This window comes from Leucobacter insecticola (assembly GCF_011382965.1).
Taxonomy (GTDB): domain Bacteria; phylum Actinomycetota; class Actinomycetes; order Actinomycetales; family Microbacteriaceae; genus Leucobacter; species Leucobacter insecticola.
On the sequence record NZ_CP049934.1, the window covers coordinates 2,816,213 to 2,835,574 of the forward strand.

The window sequence follows — 19,362 nt, forward strand, 5'->3', positions numbered from 1 at the left end:
TTGGGTGAGATGAGCCATCCATTGCCTCGGAAGTACCTTCATGCGAAAAAAGACTTGATGGATCTCCCCATCCGTAAGCTTTCAGTGCCGCCCTACGCATGCATAGCCTCCCAGGCTTCTACGGCACGGCCAAATGGCTGAAGAATTTGGTCAGGGGTGACCTTGTAGAGGAACGAATCCGCCAGTTTGCCAGCAGTCAGATCACAGGTCTTCTGTGGGGTGGCGAATGTAGACCCCAGATCCACTAGTTACTCAAAAGGTGACGGCTCGCAGGCATGAATTTAGGTGGCCCGCTATCCTATACATGCCGCGTTACAAGTTGTGGCTCCCGCCCAGGTGGCGGAGAAGGCGCGATGCCCGAGCCGAATACAATTCAGGGATGCGGCCGAGGCACGGCGGCCCATTAAGGGTGTTCTCGGTAGAGCCCGAGTTAGAGTGTCGTCCCCCTTGTGTAAACGCCGACACGGCAGCAGCACAAGGGGGATACGCATTAGGTAGTCGAGAATGGCGATTCAACTACTGGTCGACGGATGCTGTTGTTCACCCTCAACCCTCCGGAGCTGAGTTCGGATGCAAATTTCCGAAGTGCCTCGCGAGTACTGTTCGGGCTCCCTTTCGAGAAAGTATGTGCTTTTCCTTTTGGAGAGCGCAACCGCAGAGTTGTAGGACTATTTGTCTTCACAGTCCATCCTTGGGCTACAGCGTTTGCACACAGAATCGCTAGCTCTTGATCTAGACCGTTGTTCGCAACAGCACTGACCTTTGAGCGCGCCGTGAATTGGAAAGGCCCTAACGCACTTATTCGCTGTTCGATCTGAAGAGCAGCACCGTTGACTGCTGCGCGATAGTTTCCGTCTTCTCTCGAATGGTACGGAAGTCGCGTCAGCCCAAGTACGTCCGTCGGGAGCTTAAGTTGATCTGTTGCCAGCAAATAAACACGATCGCGACCGAGAGCGCCTGCAAACAAGCCAAATTCGAGAATAATGTTGTCTCTCGCTGCAGGCATCTCGACTCCACGACTAACGGTGGTGTCATCAGGAGTTGCTATCAAGACGGCGAAATCAACTCGCTTGGCCAAGTCTAGTAAGGAGTCAAGTGTGTACCCGCTTGGCTCAAACACGCCCTGATCCCAACGTTCCACTTGGCATGCGTTTCCAAGCTCCTCCTGCAAGTTCCGAGCAATTTCTCGTCCTTCAGCTGACGAACCAATAAAAAGTCGCACGGGAGATGAAGCTTTAGTCATACATCCACACTAAGGGCCGGACCACTAGTAGGCGACTCATACTCATCAAGATTAGAAAAGGCTGAACCGGCCAGTCCATAGGATCGCTGAGGACTAGGAGTCTTGGTGAGTCACAGTGCGACTTCTTGAAGCCCTCTAGTTTCATCACCAGGCCTAGTTGTGGAAATGGGCATTGGCTTTGATCTCCGAGTGATCGAGCGCACGGAACATCAACTAGGCCCTCACTGCGACGAAGTCGACTCACCGGACTGAAAACGCAATCTTTAGCTCAACCTGCATGCAGTTACAAATCGATGCCGAGTGCATTAGGGTGTGTTGATTAAGTCTGTTTTGATCCAGATCAAAATCGACTCCAGCGCGACACCGGCCCGATAGTTTCGTGCAAGCTTGTCAGACCGCATCGCGATCCCGCGCCACTGCTTCAACCGATTGAAACACCGCTCAACCACATTCCGCCCCCGATACCTCTGCTGCTGCTCTTCCCCGAACTCGATCGGACGGCCCGCCCGTTTACGTCGCTTCGCGATCTGATCACTGCGCTCGGGAATCGTCGCCGCGATCCCGCGCGCCCGCAGCCAGGCACGGCCCGCCCGCGAAGGATACCCCTTGTCGGCGAGCACTCGATCAGGACGAGAACGCGCACGACCCCGTTCTCGCGGCACCCGAATGTCGTCCAGCGTCGCAGCAAACATCGTGGTGTCATTCACGTTCCCCGCAGTCACCACCATCCCCAACGGGCGACCTTTCCCATCAGCAACGAGATGCACCTTCGTTGTCAGGCCGCCACGCGAGCGACCAATCGCATGATTCTCAGGCTCCACGAGCGGATTCTTGTAATTCGACAGATCCCTTTTTGATGCGAGGCAGCGTCGCACCATGCTGATGCACGCGCGCGATTGTCGAATCAATCGATACCACCCAGTCAATTGCCCCAAGCTGGTCAGCCTGCTTCTGCACCTCAGCGAGTAGCAACTCCCAGGTGCCGTCCTCTGCCCACCTGGTAAAGCGTTTGTATATCGTGTTCCACTTCCCGAACCGCTCCGGCACGTCCCGCCAAGGAGCCCCGGTTCGGTACTTCCACACCATTCCCTCAACCGCGAGCCGGTGATCCGACCACGGACGAGAACGTCCCGCAGGAACCGGCATCAATGGCTCGAACACAGCCCACACTTCATCAGAGATCTCTTGACGCACCACCATGCATTAAGTCTTACCGAGAAACACCCCGAAAGACTTAATCAACACACCCTAGGGATCACGCTAGAGCAGTGTAGAGAAGTAACGGTGGTAAAGTCTCGGAACGTGACTGTAAAGCAGGAGGGTCGACCTAGGGATCCAGCGATTAGCCAGGCCTTAGTCTGGACAGCGGAACGTTGGCTGGAAACTGTTGGTTTTGACAAACTGACCGTAGACGGCATCGTCGCGGAAATAGGAACCACGCGACAGACCTTTTATCGGCGTTACAAAAACTTGGCGATGCTGTCGCTTGAGATTGTGGTCGATCGATATAGTTCACAAGAAGAAGTTGATTCAGGGAATCTCCAGACCGACCTCCTTCAGTTTCAACGAAGCGAGTTGGCTTTCTTGACCACGCCACTCATACAGAAGAGTCTTTCTGGTCTTCTCCAAGCAATTCGAGCAGATCCAGAGGCTTCGCGGCTTTATTTCGACGGAATGATTTTACCTCGGCAACAAAAAATGACTCGAATACTTGCTCGCGCTACCGAACGTGGTGAGATAGAACGTTCTGATATCGATCCTGTATACATCTGTGACCTGATGTTTGGCCCTCTGATCGCACGAGTCCTAACTCCTGCCACCCCTCCCTTGGATGATCGGCTTGCCCGTCAGCTCGTGAGCACCGCACTGCGCGAGCTTCAATGACCCCAACCCGGTTCTCCCACCTCAGTCTGTAGTGCTTCAGTATCCCTTCTAGTGACAGTACAGAAGTAGCGCTCACGTCACACGCTCGTTACCTCGACCCGAACTAGGGGCAGTGCTAATCGAGTTGAGATTCCGAAAAGCTGGAGCAGCGATGCTAAGCGCACAGGCTGCCGCTATTATGACCGCCAATGTGATACCTGCATTCGATAGACCAAAACCGCTCGCGATAGCGGCGATTGGTGCCGCCGATATAGCAGGAGCCGCCATCGTAATTGCGTTCTGAGCACTAAGGATTCGACCACGCACATTATCCGGAGTTGCTTCGATTGTCGCCACTCCAATCGCGGCCGACACTGGTGCGCCTGTAAGTCCTATTACAAATGCTGATCCGACAACCAGCCAGGGAGCCGCCAAAACGCCTAATCCAAAGTACCCTGCGGTCGTTCCCACCATCCCAACCACGAACCAAGTCCTTCGGGAAATTTTCCCGGCAACGACTGCATAAACACCGGCCCCGATCAATCCTCCAGCGGACATGCACGAAAGCACCAGCCCAGTTAAGCCGGGAAGATCTTGAGCGGTGAAGTAAGCAGGTAGCAAACTAGTTTGAAGCGCAGCGGATGCTGCGACAAACAACGCGGTCAATAGAGTTGCGCCAAGGACAAGACGATTTTTTAGCAGGAAACGAAGCGCAGCAAGAAGATCGGAAATCACTGACCTAATAGGATGCCCGTGCACATTTTGCATCTCGCCATTTTTCTCCGGCTCGCCAGCACTGTGCCGGATCCCGAACGACAGAACTGCCGCCGCAAGGCTAGTTCCAGCTGTAATAAACAGAGTTGTTGATCCGACACCAGCAATGGCTATCAGCAACCCACCTAAACCCGGGGCGGCCAACATTAGTGCCCCAGACAGCGCCTCGCGGGTACCCACGAGACGATCAAGCACGTCTGGTCGGCTCGAGTTCTCCCTAGCCAACCTCGGCAGCAGCACCTCTCGCGCTGTCATCCCTGGCGCGTCGCCGAAAGCCCCAAGAATCGCAAGAATGACGAACCAATGCATTGTTAGCCCCCACAGTCCATCCACGATCGGAAGCGCCATGACGGCTCCAGCGGACAAGATGTCGCTCGCGATCGAGATGGTGCGCCTGTTGACACGATCTATCAGAACTCCGGCAAAAGGTCCGATTAGAGCACTGATGCCCGCGGTGACACTGGCAACGACACCAGCAGCGAGCACATCGCCGGTGCGAGCTAGAACCAACAACGGCAACAGCACCGATGCGATGCCGTTACCGAGCAGCGAGAGGCTGTAGGAAGCAAAGTAGGCTAGCGTGTTCTGTCTCATATGGCGATTAAAAACTATGACGTAACGGCCAGGTCAAGCAGACCGACAAGATCTCGATGCATCCGGCACCGGCCCCGCGCAGTTTCAGTGTTTCACCAGCATGGTTCCACGCTGCTTCAAGCAGCCACACCCTACCTGCCAGACTGGTGTGAGACACAGAGCCTGGTAATTAATGGGGCTAGAAAAACGCTGAAGGACCCAGAACATGACCACGATAGACATGCTCCCGGAACTGCCCGAAGAGAGCGAACCAAGCACTGCCGACACAGCGTCCGGCCCGCGAGCAGACTACGCGAAACGACGCACGTTCACAGCCGAGTATAAGCGTCAGATCGTCGCCGAGTACGACCAGGCAGCCCACGGCGAGAAAGGCTCGATCCTGCGCCGGGAACGCTTGTACGACTCCCATATTCAGGAGTGGCGTGCCGCGAACACTGCAGGCCTCCTCGCAACGGGAACCCGGAAAGGACGCCCTGCCGGGTCTGCCCGTACGGCAGAGCAGAAACGGATCGTGGAACTGGAGCGTGAGAACGCGAAACTCCGTGGTGAGGCCTTGAAGAAGGACCGGGTTATCGCTGACCGTGATGCCGCACTCGAGGTACTGGGAAAAGGTGTCAGCTTCTTGGAAGCGCTCTCGTCGAGGAACAGGTCATGACAAGGTCTGAGCGGGTGGCCTGGCAGTCAGCGACGGTGGTGCAGCTCACCGTGTTGATCGGTGTGGTGCGGGCGTGCCTGCTGGTGGGGCTTTCCCGCGCGACTCATCATCGTGTGTTGAACCCGCCACCCCGGTTTATCGGCCCGTTGCTGAACCCTCATCATCCTGCGGAGCTTAACGAGACGGAGCGGGCAGCGATCTTGACGCTCCTCACCAGCGAAGAGTATGCCGAGATGAGTGTGCATCAGGTGTGGGCGCGAGAGCTTGACGAGGGCCGGTATTGGGGTTCGCCGCGCACGATGTACCGGATCTTGCAGGATGCGCACATGGGCGGTGAGCGTCGCCGTCAAGCGATTCATCCGCCGCGTGTGATCCCGGAGTTGATCGCGCACGCACCGATGGTTGTGTGGAGCTGGGATATTACGAAGATGCGGGGGCCTGCGAAAGGGATCTGGTATCACGCCTACGTCGTGATTGATATTTTCTCTCGCTACGTGGTGGGGTGGCGGATCGAGGTCATCGAGGACGGGGATCTCGCGGCGGAACTCGTCGCGGATATTGTTGCTGAGCAGGGCAGGCCGACCGGGTATCTCCATGCGGATGGTGGGGCTGCGATGACGTCGAAACCGTTGGCGTCACTGCTTGTCGATCTTGATGTGCGGAAGTCGCACAACCGGCCCAGGACGAGTAACGATAACCCGTTTTCTGAATCGCAGTTCAAGACGATGAAGTATCAGCCCGACTATCCCGAACGGTTCGCGAGCATCGGTGAGGCGCGTGCTTGGATGGACGAGTTTGTGAGCTGGTACAACCATGAGCACCGTCATTCGGGGATCGGGTGGCATACTCCAGCGTCGGTGCATTACGGCACGGCTGTGGAGATTCGGGAGGGTCGGCAGCGCACCCTCGATGCCGCGTATCGGGCGCACCCGGAACGGTTTACCAAGCCGCCGGTAGCTCCGAAGCTGCCCACGAAAGTCGCGATCAATGACCTCGCGAAGAGGAAGGAACCCGCGACCAAATAATTAGGCTAGGAATGTCTCATTTGACTTGACAACCACCGACAGCCGCTGGAGGCGCACTCATGGTGAGGCTGAAGCGCCAGACTGTTCGGTAAAAAACCGTGAAGCGGATAGTTTTCTTTTTGTGGCGGTAACCGTATCTTCCGTTGCATTCCTCTTGAGTGGAACCTCTCTCTCCTTTGCAGGCAGCGTCCACTCGCAGTGGAGGGACAAGTTCAAAAATTAATGGTCCGCTTCACTGTCATGAGCTGGAGACGGAAAACCCAATAGGCCGTAGCGTCATGTCGCCTTCCCTCTAGTTGCAACACGTCGTGCTCCCAAACCATCACCGAAAACACCTCTTGACTTGCGCAACTTCAGAAACTAACTTCAAATACACACCCTACCGTAACTCGATGGTAGGGGCACAAGAAAGAGAGGCAAGGAACATGCAAAACGGCAATATGACGATGATGGCCGAGGCGGTCTTCGGTGACCTCCAGGAGACGATCGAGCTCATGGAGCAGGCAGAACGTGAGGAAGCATTCACCGCCGATCCAGAGATGATCGTCACTACTCCTTGGTGCGCGACGGCTGCCACTGCGCTGATCATGTGCTGACCCTGAAAGATCCGTGCCATTGGGTCCCCTCCGAACATGTTCAACGCACAGGGTGGGACCCAATGGCTGGCCGTACTTAGACGTTCCCTCTATTTCAAGGGAACCCTTTTTCACAAGGTGACTACGATCATTGGAGATTGAGATGCCTGAAGAACAGTTAGGTTCTCGAGTCACGGTCTCCCATCGCCCTGGCATGAAATGGTTCACAAAGACCGCCCGAGGCTTGGACGAAGACCACACGCTCCTCAAACGTGAGTTTCAAGCCACCGTTGCCGCTTCGGAAACCTTTGACGACAGGGGAAACCCTGTCGCGCTTCCAAAGGCGACTCTTGGGAACGGCTACTTGACGATGGAAACTCCAGATCGATTCGAATCACCCTTTAAAAGCCTACTTTCGAAAGAGATCCCAGATGAGTGGACCAATTACGTACGGAAGATCGGCGAAAAATTAAGTGCGCTCCACTCCGCGAACGTCCCGTTCGACGCGAATCCCGAAATGCCAGTCCTCTACCCCATTCCTATTTCTATGTTTCACTTGGTTTCTGAGGGGGCACTTTGGACACTAGAGAAGCTGCCGACGTCATTTCACGAAGCAGCAGCGCTTCAGATAGAACAATTGGACCTGCTGCCCAAGGTGTTTATTCATGGCGATCTATCAATCGATAATATTCTGACCGATGACCAACAGGCCGTTTTTATTGATTGGGAGCTTGCGGGAATGGGGAGCGGACTTCATGATCTGGCCTCCCTAATGGCTTCCTTCACCAGCTTGAGACTCAAGGCGCAGATAGTACATCACCAAAGCTGGACCACTGGTCCCGCCGAGATCGTTAGGGAGCTGACAGACTTCTGCAGCACGTTGCTCCAGTCCTACAGAATCTTGGATGGTGCGTACTGCGGGGACACTCTCATGCGACTAGTCTCGCTTAAGCTTCTAACACGCGCCCAGGCGATGGCTGCTGCTTCAATCTCGCAGTCGGCCATGGCGACTCTACTTCTTCAACTTTCGATGAATTTGACGGCAAATGCGAAGTCAATTAGCGAAAGCCTGGTTCCCCATGTCTAAAACAAATCTGCAAAACCTAAGGCTAGAACCAGGAAAAGCCGTATCAAAGCGCTGGGCAACCCAAATCCTTGAGGCTCTTCAATTGGAGAAAGTCGAAGTTCGTCGTAAACGCCATCAAGAGTCGCTTCCAATCGACTCACCTTCCATTGTCAAGACCTTTAGTCTATGGCTCTATGAGGACGTCCATCTCCAAGGAAATTCAAGTTCAACATTTCAAGCCGCCGAAGTAGCGAGTCCAGTTGGAAGTTCGTCAGCGCTGATGAGCAGCAGACGCGCGAGCCCAGGCTGGCAGCTTCGGTTCGACGAGATTGGACGACTTATCGCAACGTCCACATCCACTGGTACACAACTACTAGTGCCGAAAGAAGAACGTCCAGATTGGGTCATCGGAAAAAACACTCTGCTTTTGCCCAGGGTTCGAAAGGGATTTCTAACCGGCTGGGATAGTCTCTCCGGATCTAAAGGAACTCCTTTATCACCCAATATGCGAATCTACCTTCCGTGGATAGATAGCCACCTTAAAGCTGAGACACTCACATCGAATCTCGATCAATGCACGAATCGATGGTTGGCAAAGTTTGCGAACTTCGAGACGGATCGGCCCGACAGAGTCGTCCTTTATTGTTCTGACAACGACGCTCGTCATATTTTGGATGCCATCGCGCAGACTTGGCATACACACCCTCCAAAGAGCAAATGTGTAGGACCAGGATTCTCTGTCAAAGGTCCGTTCGATACTTATTACGCTGTACACCTTGAGGACTACGGTTCCAGTTTTGGAATAACTGTGGCTCAGCAGGCAGCAGAGTATCTATCCGAACAGTTACCAGATTGGAGCGTCGTAGGGCTTGCGGAGGCTCTTTATGGTTTTGCCGCTGCCGCCGAAACCACGCTTGAGCGAGAAAGGTAAATCATGAGGATACCGACGACCGGAACAAGAAGAATCACCAGTGAAGGTAATTCCCTGTGGACGTGGGAACTTTCAGCGGAGCATCTACCAGTAGTTACTTCCCTGGGCACTAAGCATCTTAGTGCAGTGGAACCTCAACTTCCAACTGGAACAGTTATTTATCAGAACGTTCCAGCACAGCGGTCATTAGCGGACGAGCTGCTAGATGAGCGGGAAGTCGATGAGGGCCGTTGGAATGCCTACGAACAAGCCCTGGTCCATTTGGCGGCGTTCTCAACCTTGGATGAATCTGCTTGGAGCTTTGACCAAATTGAGCGAACACAGCGATACATCAATATGCATGAGTCAGGCGACTTGCTGGCCTCTTTGGCAAAGACGATACTAAACGAGGTCCGAGCTCAAGAACCCCAAGGCGATGCCAATGGAGTAATCTCTCTTCGTGCGATTAGTCCTGGTGTTCCTATTGGATTAGGGCGAATACTTTTGGATCCACAGGATCAGGGCGTCATCCTCTCTCCTTTAGGTCCGGTTGCATCCAGAATGTCGACGGCGGCGAGGTTGGTCGAAGAACTAGTCTGGCTCGCATCAGTTGTAAGACCGATGAACGACACGAAAGCCGAGCATGCTCTGAGGCTGGCAAAAGCGGTGTCCGACGCAACGGGAAAAGTACATTCAAGGGCCCTACAGCTCTCGACTCTTCTTTCGTTCGTAGCTCATGTGCAGAGACGTTTGTCAGCTCCACTCGCGCCACCAGAAACCGTCGAGGTTTTTATGCCATCCATTCTTCAAGTTATTAAGAATCCTTCTGCGCTAGGCCTACCTTGGGAGCAACTGACATGACATCAGATAGCTTCAAACATTCCTCACCCCCAGCGACCATTCAACTACCGAGGGGCAATTTTCTCCTGATCGGCACGGGTGCTATCGCAGCTACCTTTATTCCTAGCTGGATCAACGTAATCCGCACCTGGTATCCAGAGTTCACAGTCCGAGTAATGCTGACGCATTCAGCAATGGATCTAGTTTCCCCAAGGCAGCTGCGGCTATTTCCGGACATCCTGTGATTGGTGAGAATTTAGATCCTGGAGGACCCGCTGTAGTTCATCGCGCCCTCTCCGCTTGGGCGGATGTCATTCTGGTATTTCCCGCAACGTCTAGTTTCTTGAGCAAGCTAGCTCTTTCGATCACAGACAGCATGGCGCTTATGACCTGTGCAATCTCGGAGTCACCGGTGATCTTGGTACCTTCTGTGCCGGCAAGAATCTGGCGGTCCCCATCTATGATCAACAACATTCGGTTGCTTGATGAATCCGGCTACTGGGTACATCAGCCCGATGAGGCAGTCATAGCAGCGACTAGAGGGTCTGAGACTGGCGGCCCACCCGATATCAGTAGCGTTTTTCGCTTCGTGGAGACCGCACTTAAGGCAACCGCAGAAAAGGAAGAGGGATAAAATGGAAACTCCGATGCATTCGCCTTTCCGTGAAATCGTGGCCTATCTTCCGGGAGTGGTACGTTCAAACTTATATGAGGGCTATTTCGCTCGCTTCTATGGAAGTTACACGAATTTCATCGATGATGATCTCAAATGGTACGAAGCTCAAGTTGACTCAGGTCGAGGCCTGAGGGTACTGGATCTATTCTGCGGCACAGGTAGAATCGCGACGTATTTCGCGAATCTCGGACACCATTGCACAGCTATTGAAAGATCTCCGGACATGCTGTCTTTCGATGTCTCACCACATGACAACGTAGAGATGAGACTTGGTGACGTGTTCGAGCTTGAGGGTTCCCAAAGCTACGACGTTGCCATCGCTGGACAGATGTCAATTGCGATGTTCCTTGATCACTCGCAGAGAGTTGAGCTGCTACGACATATTGGACGACAACTCCAAGTTGGAGGAAAGCTTCTTTTTGATATGCCCCTAGCTTCTGTCCAGAATTCCTCTGAGGTACTCGCGCTCCCGTTGCCTGAGAATGCGAGAGGATATGTACTGTCTGGCGTTTTTCGCGATCTCGTGAGCCAACTTCAGACAACCTACTTCCTAGCGGAACTAGACGCGCCTGATCAACCGACTGCTCGAATTCTCGCGAGCCATCAGCTGGTTCTACTTTCCGTCGAAGAACTACGAGATGAGGTGTCATTGTCCGGATTCGAGATCGAGAAACTGGAAGTGTCGAATCCAACCCCTTTGCAGGAAGCTCTGACCGCCCCGCTGGCACGTGTGAGCGCTGTAAGGCGTTTCCCTAAACCCGAATCAAATTGAGAAGTCTATCATGGTTGACAGCATCACACAGAACGCCGCTCGTATCGCTCACATTTTTGACAAGTTACTTCCGCCGGATACTTTCCCCCCAGAAGCCGCGGAATGGATACTCAAGGTCATGGGTCCGGACAGGAAACGAATCCTAGAGCTTGGCGTAGGGTCCGGTCGTATACTCTCAAGAATCGCAGAGCATTTGGAGCGAGATAGCGATTCGGAGTACGAGTTCTTTGGTGTGGATATTTCTCCAGAGATGATTGCGTCGGCGGCATCAAAGCGAAGCTTGCAGCAGGCACGCTTCGCGGTTGCCGACATACGCTCCGTCCAGCTTAATGACGAATTCTCGACCATTTTATGCCTCGGAAACACACTTGGGATGTCCCTCGATGAATCCGCCTTGCCTGAGATCTGCGACACCGCTTTTACTCATTTGCGCGATAGAGGTCTTTTTATCGTCGATTTTCAAAACCCAACCGTACTCAACCTCTTATTCCAAGAATCACCGGTTGTTTCGAACTTTCAGCAAGAAGCAGACCAACCGTCAGGCCATCTTCAGTTCTTTAGTCAGCCAAACGAGCAGTTATTTCGGGTCAATCAACATTGGGTAGACGACCAAAAGGTGGTTTCATTCGTTGAGGAACTAAAACTGTACCCCTATCAAGAGGTCCAGCGCGCTGCAGAGGAAGTTGGTTTCGTGCTTAATGATTTGTTTGGCGACTATTTAGGGTCTCCCTTCGAAGAAGAGTCTTCCTTCATGTGTGTGATGGTTTTCGAGAAACAGGTGAGGCCGTCCGACAGGATTAACTCAACCGGAGGGCACGATCATGCAACTTAGCACAAGCGAACTAGCGAAACTGGCAGGAGTGTCGCTTCGGACGGTCCGTCATTATCACGATGTCGGGGTACTCCCAGAGCCGGTGCGTTTGACCAATGGGTACAAGCAATACTCGGTCTCTGATCTGGTGGTGCTCCTACGCATTCGACGATTGTCTAAACTTGGATTTCCTCTGGCTCAGATATCGGACTTACTCGAAGAAGGTGAAGAGCGGGAAGCGGAGCTTGTTGCCAAGCTTGATCAAGAGTTGCAAGCGGAGATCCGAAGGCTTCAGCTAATGCGCGATGAGCTGGCCAACTCGTTGAAACAAGGAGCGCCGCCAGATGTTGAACCCGGCGCATTCTTGGCCGCAGCGAGATTTGAAAAGCCTAACCAGCTCCGACTAGGAGTTCTGCTAAGTATTGCACTTTCCGCTGTCGAGCAAGAGAGTCTCGTCAAGTTCGTTGATGATCATCCTGACGGATACGCGACCTTGAACGAGCAATTCGCGTCTTTGACTCCCACATCGAGCGAAGAAGACATCAATCGTGTTGCTGACCTTATTCTGGAAGCCGTGCTAAATCTCACGATGAATGAGAAGCAAGACTCCACCCTTCAGCCCTCTATTAAAGGTATTCACCCCAACTTCGCCGTGGATCTTCTAGCGGAGACGTTCATGGAGGGCCTTAATTCCTCCCAGCAACGGGCGTTGTCGATTGTGTTGTCCTGACAATTGAGGACTGATGTCAGCGCGGTTGCATGTCTTCGAGTCTCACGCGGAAGGCCAGATTGATGGGTTGCAGATGACACTTGAAAGGCCGTCGCGCCTAGAGTGAAGCGCTCTGGGTTTGTTGGAGACTCAGCTCATTTGATTTCTACCAGTTCTTTGGCGCTGGTAACTCCAGCATAGAACGACTCCTCATGCTCTGCCGGGGCACATCACCGAGATAGCTATGCAGCCGCTGCGTGTTGTGCCAATGCACCCAGCCGAGCGTCGCGAGCTCGAGATCATCGATCGTCTTCCACGGCCCCTCTTTCGCTGGCCCACGCACCAGTCCAGCCTTGTAATACCCGTTGACTGTCTCCGCGAGGGCATTGTCATAACTGTCACCAACGGTCCCGATCGAGGGCGTCGCACCTATCTCAGCTAGGCGTTCCCCGTAGCGAATAAACGTGAATTGCGACCCCGCATCAGAATGGCACCGAAGCTCGGGAAGTTTTCTACCCCGTGACCAGCGGGCCATTTCGATCGCATCAAGTACCGTCTCAGTTCTCATGTTCGAGGCGCACCGCCACCCCACGATCATGCGACTGAACGCATCAATGATGAAACACACATACGCGACGCCCTGCCAGGTGGGCACGAACGTCAAATCCGTCACCCACAACTGGTTCGGCCCGTCCGCGGAGAATACCCGGTTCACGAGGTCTGGATGTCTGGGCACTGCCGGGTCTGGTTTCGTGGTCTTCACCCGCTTCTCACGGCGTACTCCCGCAATCTCGAGGATCTTCATGAGTCTCGCGACCTGGTCGCGACCAATACCGATCCCGGCACGCTTCGCGGCTTTCCAGAGCTTACGTACTCCATATACAGAGTAGTTCGTCTCCCAGATCTCGAGCAACTGCGGCGCGACTTCAGCGTCTCTGAGCTGCCGGACCGAGGCTGGTCTCCCGTTCGCGGCGTAGTAGGTTGACGGGGCCACCTGCAGCACTCTGCAGATGAACTCGACCCCGACCCTGCGCCCAGCAACAACATCGTCCTTGTTGCGGTGAATGAATGCCACTAGCTCCGATGTTGGCGGTCGAGTTCCGCCCCGAAGAAAGACGCGGCCCGCTTCAGAATTTCATTCGCGCGTTTAAGTTCACGGTTCTCTTGTTCAAGCTCACGCATACGCGTCTACTCATCGGTCGTCACTCCAGCATGCACTCCGTCATCAATGTCGGCTTGACGTACCCAGGAACGCACCGATTCTGGTCCATAGCCAAGCTGGTCAGCAACACGCTGCACCGTCCCTTGACTCTTACCGAGTTCTGTCTGGAGAGTCCGTACCATGCGGACCGCGGCCGCTTTCTCCTCAACCGAGTATCTGCGCCCTCTGTTGTTTACTCGTTCCATGACTCCATCCTCTTTCCAAAGTACGGAATCTCCAACAAACCCAGAGCGCTTCAGGTTTAGTCCCTGCCTGGGGATTGGTTGCCGCGTCTCCTTAAACCAACGATGGCTATTGAGAGCGCAGCGAGAAACGAGATCAGTCCAAGGGTAAATGAACCAATGACAAGTGGCGGGCTTTTGAAAAGGAATCCAGCGAAGCCCACCAGCCCCCCTCCTAGGAGTACTAGAACAACTACCCAATTCCTACTCATTTCGTTCCCCTTCCACAATGCTCATAGAATAATCGCGCGTGCTGCTATCCTGCCAGACAGTTGCCGACGGAGACACCGGCTACAGCTGTGAAAATTGCTACACAAGCGATGCATCCTGCTCCAAGCGTTACGGCACAGAGGCCTCCGCAGGTCGCAATAATCGCGATTGCCGCCGCCGTGCCAATCCCAAGAGTATTTAGACAGTTGATCACACTGTTCTTACCCAGATTGGGTGACTGCGCGGCGTCTTCATCTGAGCTGAATACGCTTTGATCTATCTTGGATCCGTCTACCCAATAAGTGGCATCAACAGAAGACTCTGTCAGCTGGGAGATCTTTATCTGAATGACTTGTTCTACCTCTCCAGTCGACGCCGAAACTATGGCTGAAGCCGCGGAATGAATTGGCCTGGGTTTAGTTCCGACCGTTGTATCCGTCAACCAGTTGGTTGCGGAAGCTTTGTACTGTCAGCGTAGTACGCTTCCTCAACCTCGAGTGGGGTGCGCATATCGAGCTCCCCATGGAGGCGCTCATGGTTCCACCACCACACCCACTTCAAAGTCGCGAGCTCGACCTGCTCGACACTCTTCCAAGGACGTTGCTGACGGATTAGCTCGGTCTTGTAGAGGTTGTTCACCGCTTCTGTCATCGCATTGTCAAAACTGTCTCCAACAGTTCCAGTTGAGGGGAGCGCACCCAGTTCCACAATGCGATCGGTGTAGACCATCGCGGTGTAATTCGATCCGTGATCAGCGTGATGAATTACTCCGTTCAGGTCGCCCCCGAGTTGCCAGGCAGCCATATCAAGCGCCTGCATCGGGAGTACCTCTGATCTGAGTGTCGAAGCGACGTTCCAGCCCACAATCCTGCGTGAATATACGTCAGTGACGAACGCGGTATACGCGAACCCGGACCATGTCGCGACGTAGGTGACATCACACACGAGTAATCGTTTCGGCGCTGCAGCGGTGAACTCCCGGTTCACCAAATCAGATGGCAAGACCGCCGACCGGTCCGAGCGCGTGGTGAACACTCGCTTCGATTTGCGCACTCCGCGCACCCCGGCAGCTTTCATGAGACGTTCGGTCTGATCACGGCCAACGTCCCACCCCTCACGGTTGAGGAGCGCGTGCATCTTGCGACGCCCATACACGCTGTAATGCTTCTCGTGGAGGCGCTGGATCTCAGGAACGAGGAGTTCATCGCGAAGCTGCCGCCCAGAGGGCGGGCGGTGCTTCGCAGCCCGATACTCGCGAGACGTAAGGAAACCACGAACTACCGCACGGAGTGTTCGGCAGAGGAACTCGACCCCGAAACGATCACGATACATATCGATGAATCTGATCATTTCGTTCGTGGGTGGTCGAGTTCCTTGGCGAAAAATATACTCGCAGCCCGCAAAACCTCGTTCGCTTTCTTCAACTCAGCGACCTCGCGGCGCAGACGCCGGTTCTCCTCAGTGATGTCGGTCGTCACGCCATGTTTATGGCCGGTATCAATCAGGAATTGACGGTGCCAAATACGGAGCGTGTCTGGTGAGACACCCAGCAAGCCTCCGACGTGGTTACTCGCTGCGTTGAGACTTGCATGCTCGGGGAGCGCTTCGGTGAGCATGCGGAGTGCGCGTTCACGGAATTCTAGATCGTATTTTCTTGCCATGGTGTTTCCATCTTCCTTGTTGAAAGATCGGAACTAAACCCAGGCCAATTCATTGTGCTTGTTCGCGTTTAGTCATCACGCCCCGGTCTCCGTGTTCACGCCATTGTTGCACCCATTTGTTGAGTACGACATGGGTGGTCATGTGGAGGTCAGTCGCGATGTCTTTCACGGGTTCGCCTGCCAGGACCCGCCCGACTGCCGCTGATTTGAATTCCCATGGGTAGTGGCGTGGGGGACGCGGTTGTGCTCTGGGCTTCACACTGGGAGGCCCCTCACGCACCCAGTCGTGGAGCACGTGCCTGGAAGGGTATCCCAGGATCCGGATCGTTTGAGCGAAAGACCCCACCTGACGATACGTGACAATCGCTGTCTCGCGTTGGTTCGGGGTGTAGACGATCCTCATACGGTTCTCCAAATGGTACGGAAACCAGTCCGAAGCCCCATTCTGCCGATAACCCCAAATGTGGGTTATTGGCGACTCGGCAATCGTGGCAAAACAAAAAAACCCCGGAACTTCCGCATGTTTCTGCGGTAGTTCCGGGGCTTACTGTCGGGATGACAGGATTTGAACCTGCGACCCCGTCGTCCCGAACGACGTGCGCTACCAAGCTGCGCCACATCCCGATTGCGTTTTCACGCGAAGACAACTCTATCGGGTTCCGCCGCAAAAGAGAAAACGCCAGCAGCTAAACACCCGCAGCGAGAGTTCACACCGTCAGCATCGCCAGCATCACCGGGTCGAGCTGATCCGGCCAGGTCGCCCGCAACACGCGAGCCCCGGGGACCGCAGCATCGGGCAAGGCAGGATCAAGCACCCGCCACACGTCAAGCGTCGCGAGCGGGGCCGTGATCCGGGTCACTCCCCCGAGGTTTTCCACCTCCGCGGCCCACAACTCGGGCACGGGCGCTCCCGGCACCCCTGATCCGCGAACCTGCACCGCGGAATCCCGAGTGCCGGTCTCCCCCGAAGCATCCACCGTGACGAGCTCAGCTTCGTGCCCGCCCTGCGCGATCGCGGCCGCGAGCACCGAGCGATACACCGGATCCCCCACCGCGTCACTCACCCAGCGGGTGCCGAGCACGCCGTGCTCCATCGTGCCGACGAGAAACGGCTCACTATCTTCAAGCAGCGCCCCGCGATACGTGAGCGGGACGTGGTAGACCGCATCGCCCCCTGCGCGCAGCAGATGCCCCTCAAGCCCAACCTCGCCCTCGGGATCGTCGAAACGATACGCGCCAAGCGACACCAGCTGAGCAGCATCGCCAGAGAACCACGCCTGCGTCGGCAACCACTCCGCGAGCAGCTCAAGCTTCGAGGGGCGCAACGTGGTGGAGGCGTAGATCAGAGACATGCTCAGATCCTACGCCCGCGGCCGGGTTCCCCGTATCCCAGCCCAGCGACTTTCCCCAGAAACACCGATTCGCCGTAGAACACCTCGAACCCGAGCGAATGAGGTGTTCTACGGCGAATCGGTGTCTTACTGGCGCGGTCCTTGATTTCGACTCGCAAGCTCGCTCAATCGGCGGGAGAACACCAAGCTCGCTCAATCGGCGGAGCAACAGGATCAGCGCAGAAAACCTACTTCTGGTTCTTCACACGCGACGCGGCACGCGCACGCGCGTTCGCATCCAGCTCCACTTTGCGGATACGCACGGTCTCGGGAGTCACCTCGACGCACTCGTCCTCGCGGGCGAACTCGAGGCATTCCTCAAGCGTGAGCTGCCGAGGCGGCGTCATCGACTCGAAGCTGTCGGAGGAAGCCGCACGCATGTTGGTGAGCTTCTTCTCCTTGGTGATATTCACGTCCATGTCTTCGGAGCGCGAGTTCTCACCGATCACCATGCCCTCGTAGACCTCGGCGGTCGGCTCCACGAAGAACGTCATGCGTTCCTGCAGATTGATCATCGAGAACGGGGTGACGACACCCGAGCGGTCAGCAACGATCGAGCCATTCTGACGGGTCACGATGGATCCGGCCCACTCACCGTAACCGTGCGAGATCGCGTTCGCGATGCCGGTGCCGCGGGTGGTGGTCATGAACTCGGAACGGAAGCCGATGAGGCCGCGCGACGGAACGATGAATTCCATGCGCACCCAGCCGGTGCCGTTGTTCACCATGTTCTCCATGCGGCCCTTACGGGTCGCGAGCAGCTGCGTGATCGCGCCGAGGTGCTCCTCGGGGGTATCGATCGTGAGGTGCTCGTAGGGCTCCTGCGTCTTACCGTCCACAACCTTGGTAACCACCTGGGGCTTGCCGACGGTCAGCTCGAAGCCCTCGCGGCGCATGTTCTCGACGAGGATCGCGAGCGCAAGCTCCCCGCGTCCCTGCACCTCCCAGGCGTCGGGGCGCTCGGTGTCGAGCACCCGCAGCGACACGTTGCCGACGAGCTCGCGGTCGAGGCGATCCTTGATCATGCGCGCGGTGAGCTTGTGCCCCTTGACCTTGCCGACGAGCGGCGAGGTATTGGCGCCGATAGTCATCGAGATCGCCGGTTCGTCGATCGTGATGCCGGGCAGCGGGCGCACATCCTCGGCGTCGGAGATCGTCTCTCCGATCGTAATGTCTTCGATGCCAGCGATCGCAACGATGTCACCGGGGCCGGCCTTCTCAGCCGGGAACCGAGTGAGTGCCTTGGTCAGCATCAGCTCGGTGATCCGCACGTTCTGCACGCTGCCGTCGAGCTTCACCCAGGCGACGGTCTCACCCTTGTGGATCCAGCCGTTGTGCACGCGCAGCAGTGCGATACGGCCGAGGAACGGCGAGGAGTCGAGGTTCGTGACGTGGGCCTGCAGCGGCGCTTCGTCATCGAACTGGGGGGCGGGAACACGGTTCAGGATCGTCTCGAACAGCGGTTCCAGATCGGGGTTGTCGGGCAGCGTGCCGTTCGCGGGGCGGTTGTGGCTGGCAGCGCCGGCACGACCGGAGAGGTACACGGTCGGCACATCGAGCACCGCATCGATATCGATGTCGGGGTGATCCTCAGAAAGATCTGAGGCGAGGCCGAGCAGCAGATCCTGCGCTTCTCCCTCAACTTCTTCGATGCGGCCGTCGGGACGGTCGGTCTTATTGACCGCGAGGATTACGGGCAGTTTCGCCTCGAGCGCCTTGCGCAACACGAAGCGGGTCTGCGGCAGCGGGCCCTCGGAGGAGTCGACGAGCAACACAACACCGTCAACCATTGACAGCGCGCGCTCCACCTCGCCGCCGAAGTCGGCGTGGCCCGGGGTGTCCACCACGTTGATAGTGATCGGGCCGTTGGTGGCGTGCGCACCCTCGTAGCTGATGGCGGTGTTCTTGGCGAGGATCGTGATCCCCTTCTCGCGCTCAAGGTCGTTCGAGTCCATGACCCGATCGTCCATTTCAGCGTGAGCGTCAAAAGAATGTGTCTGCTTGAGCATGGCGTCGACCAGGGTCGTCTTGCCGTGGTCGACGTGCGCGACGATTGCGACGTTGCGGAGGTCTTCGCGGGTGGCGAGAGCCATAACTGTGAGATCCTTACGAGGTGATGTGGGGGCAGTGGCGGTTTGCCAAGC

Annotated in this window: 17 protein-coding genes, 1 tRNA gene and 1 pseudogene; 11 read left to right on the top strand and 8 right to left on the bottom strand. The window is 55.7% G+C overall.

Annotation, left to right across the window (positions count from 1 at the left end; all coding sequences use genetic code 11):
* Window positions 1–490: 490 nt before the first annotated feature.
* Window positions 491–1,243, bottom strand: coding sequence for a nucleotide-binding protein (locus G7067_RS15315; protein WP_166325271.1), 753 nt, complete (start codon window positions 1,241–1,243; stop codon window positions 491–493).
* A 305-nt stretch (window positions 1,244–1,548) separates the two neighbouring features.
* Window positions 1,549–2,443, bottom strand: a protein-coding gene (locus tag G7067_RS13205) for an IS5 family transposase (RefSeq protein ID WP_244301132.1) whose coding sequence is annotated in 2 segments (ribosomal slippage) — window positions 1,549–2,086 and window positions 2,085–2,443 — 897 coding nt in all. Because the reading frame shifts where the segments join, the coding sequence is not laid out codon by codon here.
* 102 nt (window positions 2,444–2,545) lie between these two features.
* Between G7067_RS13205 and G7067_RS13210 the strand changes: the two genes are divergently transcribed.
* Window positions 2,546–3,127, top strand: a complete 582-nt coding sequence (locus G7067_RS13210) for a TetR/AcrR family transcriptional regulator (RefSeq protein ID WP_166325274.1) — start codon at window positions 2,546–2,548, stop codon at window positions 3,125–3,127.
* 72 nt (window positions 3,128–3,199) lie between these two features.
* On the opposite strand, the gene G7067_RS13215 is transcribed toward G7067_RS13210, so the two are convergent.
* A complete protein-coding gene (locus G7067_RS13215) occupies window positions 3,200–4,474 on the bottom strand; it encodes an MFS transporter (RefSeq protein ID WP_166325277.1) in 1,275 nt (424 codons plus the stop codon).
* Window positions 4,475–4,679: 205 nt separating this feature from the next.
* On the opposite strand from G7067_RS13215, the gene G7067_RS13220 reads away from it, so the two are divergent.
* The 10 genes from G7067_RS13220 to G7067_RS13265 all read left to right on the top strand — a co-directional run bounded on the left by G7067_RS13220 (window position 4,680) and on the right by G7067_RS13265 (window position 12,534).
* Window positions 4,680–5,129: a transposase gene (locus G7067_RS13220; protein ID WP_166324621.1), complete on the top strand. Its 450-nt coding sequence runs from the start codon at window positions 4,680–4,682 to the stop codon at window positions 5,127–5,129.
* The gene (locus G7067_RS13225; RefSeq protein WP_166324624.1) at window positions 5,126–6,154 is read left to right on the top strand and encodes a DDE-type integrase/transposase/recombinase; all 1,029 of its coding nucleotides are present in this window, start codon (window positions 5,126–5,128) and stop codon (window positions 6,152–6,154) included. The genes G7067_RS13220 and G7067_RS13225 overlap by 4 nt, the downstream gene beginning before the upstream one ends.
* Window positions 6,155–6,579: 425 nt before the next feature.
* Complete coding sequence (locus G7067_RS13230; RefSeq protein ID WP_166325280.1) at window positions 6,580–6,750, top strand: hypothetical protein; 171 nt, start codon at window positions 6,580–6,582, stop codon at window positions 6,748–6,750.
* Between the two features lie 142 nt (window positions 6,751–6,892).
* Complete coding sequence (locus G7067_RS13235; RefSeq protein ID WP_166325283.1) at window positions 6,893–7,816, top strand: aminoglycoside phosphotransferase family protein; 924 nt, start codon at window positions 6,893–6,895, stop codon at window positions 7,814–7,816.
* Entirely contained in the window at window positions 7,809–8,726 is a 918-nt protein-coding gene (locus G7067_RS13240; protein WP_166325286.1) for a hypothetical protein, read from the top strand. Before G7067_RS13235 ends, G7067_RS13240 begins: the two co-directional genes overlap by 8 nt.
* Before the next feature lie 126 nt (window positions 8,727–8,852).
* Window positions 8,853–9,566 (top strand): hypothetical protein, encoded by a 714-nt coding sequence (locus G7067_RS13245; RefSeq protein WP_166325289.1) that lies wholly within the window; start codon window positions 8,853–8,855, stop codon window positions 9,564–9,566.
* Between the two features lie 220 nt (window positions 9,567–9,786).
* Window positions 9,787–10,179, top strand: coding sequence for a flavoprotein (locus tag G7067_RS15320; RefSeq protein WP_166325292.1), 393 nt, complete (start codon window positions 9,787–9,789; stop codon window positions 10,177–10,179).
* A gap of 1 nt (window position 10,180) precedes the next feature.
* Complete coding sequence (locus G7067_RS13255) at window positions 10,181–10,993, top strand: class I SAM-dependent methyltransferase (protein ID WP_166325295.1); 813 nt, start codon at window positions 10,181–10,183, stop codon at window positions 10,991–10,993.
* Window positions 10,994–11,003: 10 nt separating this feature from the next.
* Window positions 11,004–11,825, top strand: coding sequence for a class I SAM-dependent methyltransferase (locus G7067_RS13260; RefSeq protein ID WP_166325298.1), 822 nt, complete (start codon window positions 11,004–11,006; stop codon window positions 11,823–11,825).
* Between the two features lie 28 nt (window positions 11,826–11,853).
* A complete protein-coding gene (locus G7067_RS13265; protein ID WP_166325301.1) occupies window positions 11,854–12,534 on the top strand; it encodes a helix-turn-helix domain-containing protein in 681 nt (226 codons plus the stop codon).
* Between the two features lie 134 nt (window positions 12,535–12,668).
* Here G7067_RS13265 and G7067_RS13270 read toward each other — a convergent pair.
* The 5 genes and pseudogenes from G7067_RS13270 to typA form a co-directional block, all read right to left on the bottom strand.
* Window positions 12,669–13,920, bottom strand: a pseudogene (locus tag G7067_RS13270) (IS3 family transposase).
* Window positions 13,921–14,604: 684 nt separating this feature from the next.
* A protein-coding gene (locus tag G7067_RS13275; protein ID WP_166325304.1) for an IS3 family transposase occupies window positions 14,605–15,827 on the bottom strand; the annotation gives its coding sequence in 2 pieces (ribosomal slippage) (window positions 14,605–15,542 and window positions 15,542–15,827; 1,224 coding nt in all).
* A gap of 550 nt (window positions 15,828–16,377) precedes the next feature.
* A tRNA-Pro gene (locus G7067_RS13280) sits at window positions 16,378–16,451 on the bottom strand.
* Between the two features lie 83 nt (window positions 16,452–16,534).
* Complete coding sequence (locus G7067_RS13285) at window positions 16,535–17,179, bottom strand: CG0192-related protein (protein WP_166325307.1); 645 nt, start codon at window positions 17,177–17,179, stop codon at window positions 16,535–16,537.
* 227 nt (window positions 17,180–17,406) lie between these two features.
* Window positions 17,407–19,311 carry a translational GTPase TypA gene (gene typA / locus G7067_RS13290; RefSeq protein ID WP_166325310.1) on the bottom strand — a complete coding sequence of 635 codons (1,905 nt, stop codon included), beginning with the start codon at window positions 19,309–19,311 and terminating at the stop codon, window positions 17,407–17,409.
* Window positions 19,312–19,362: the final 51 nt, after the last annotated feature.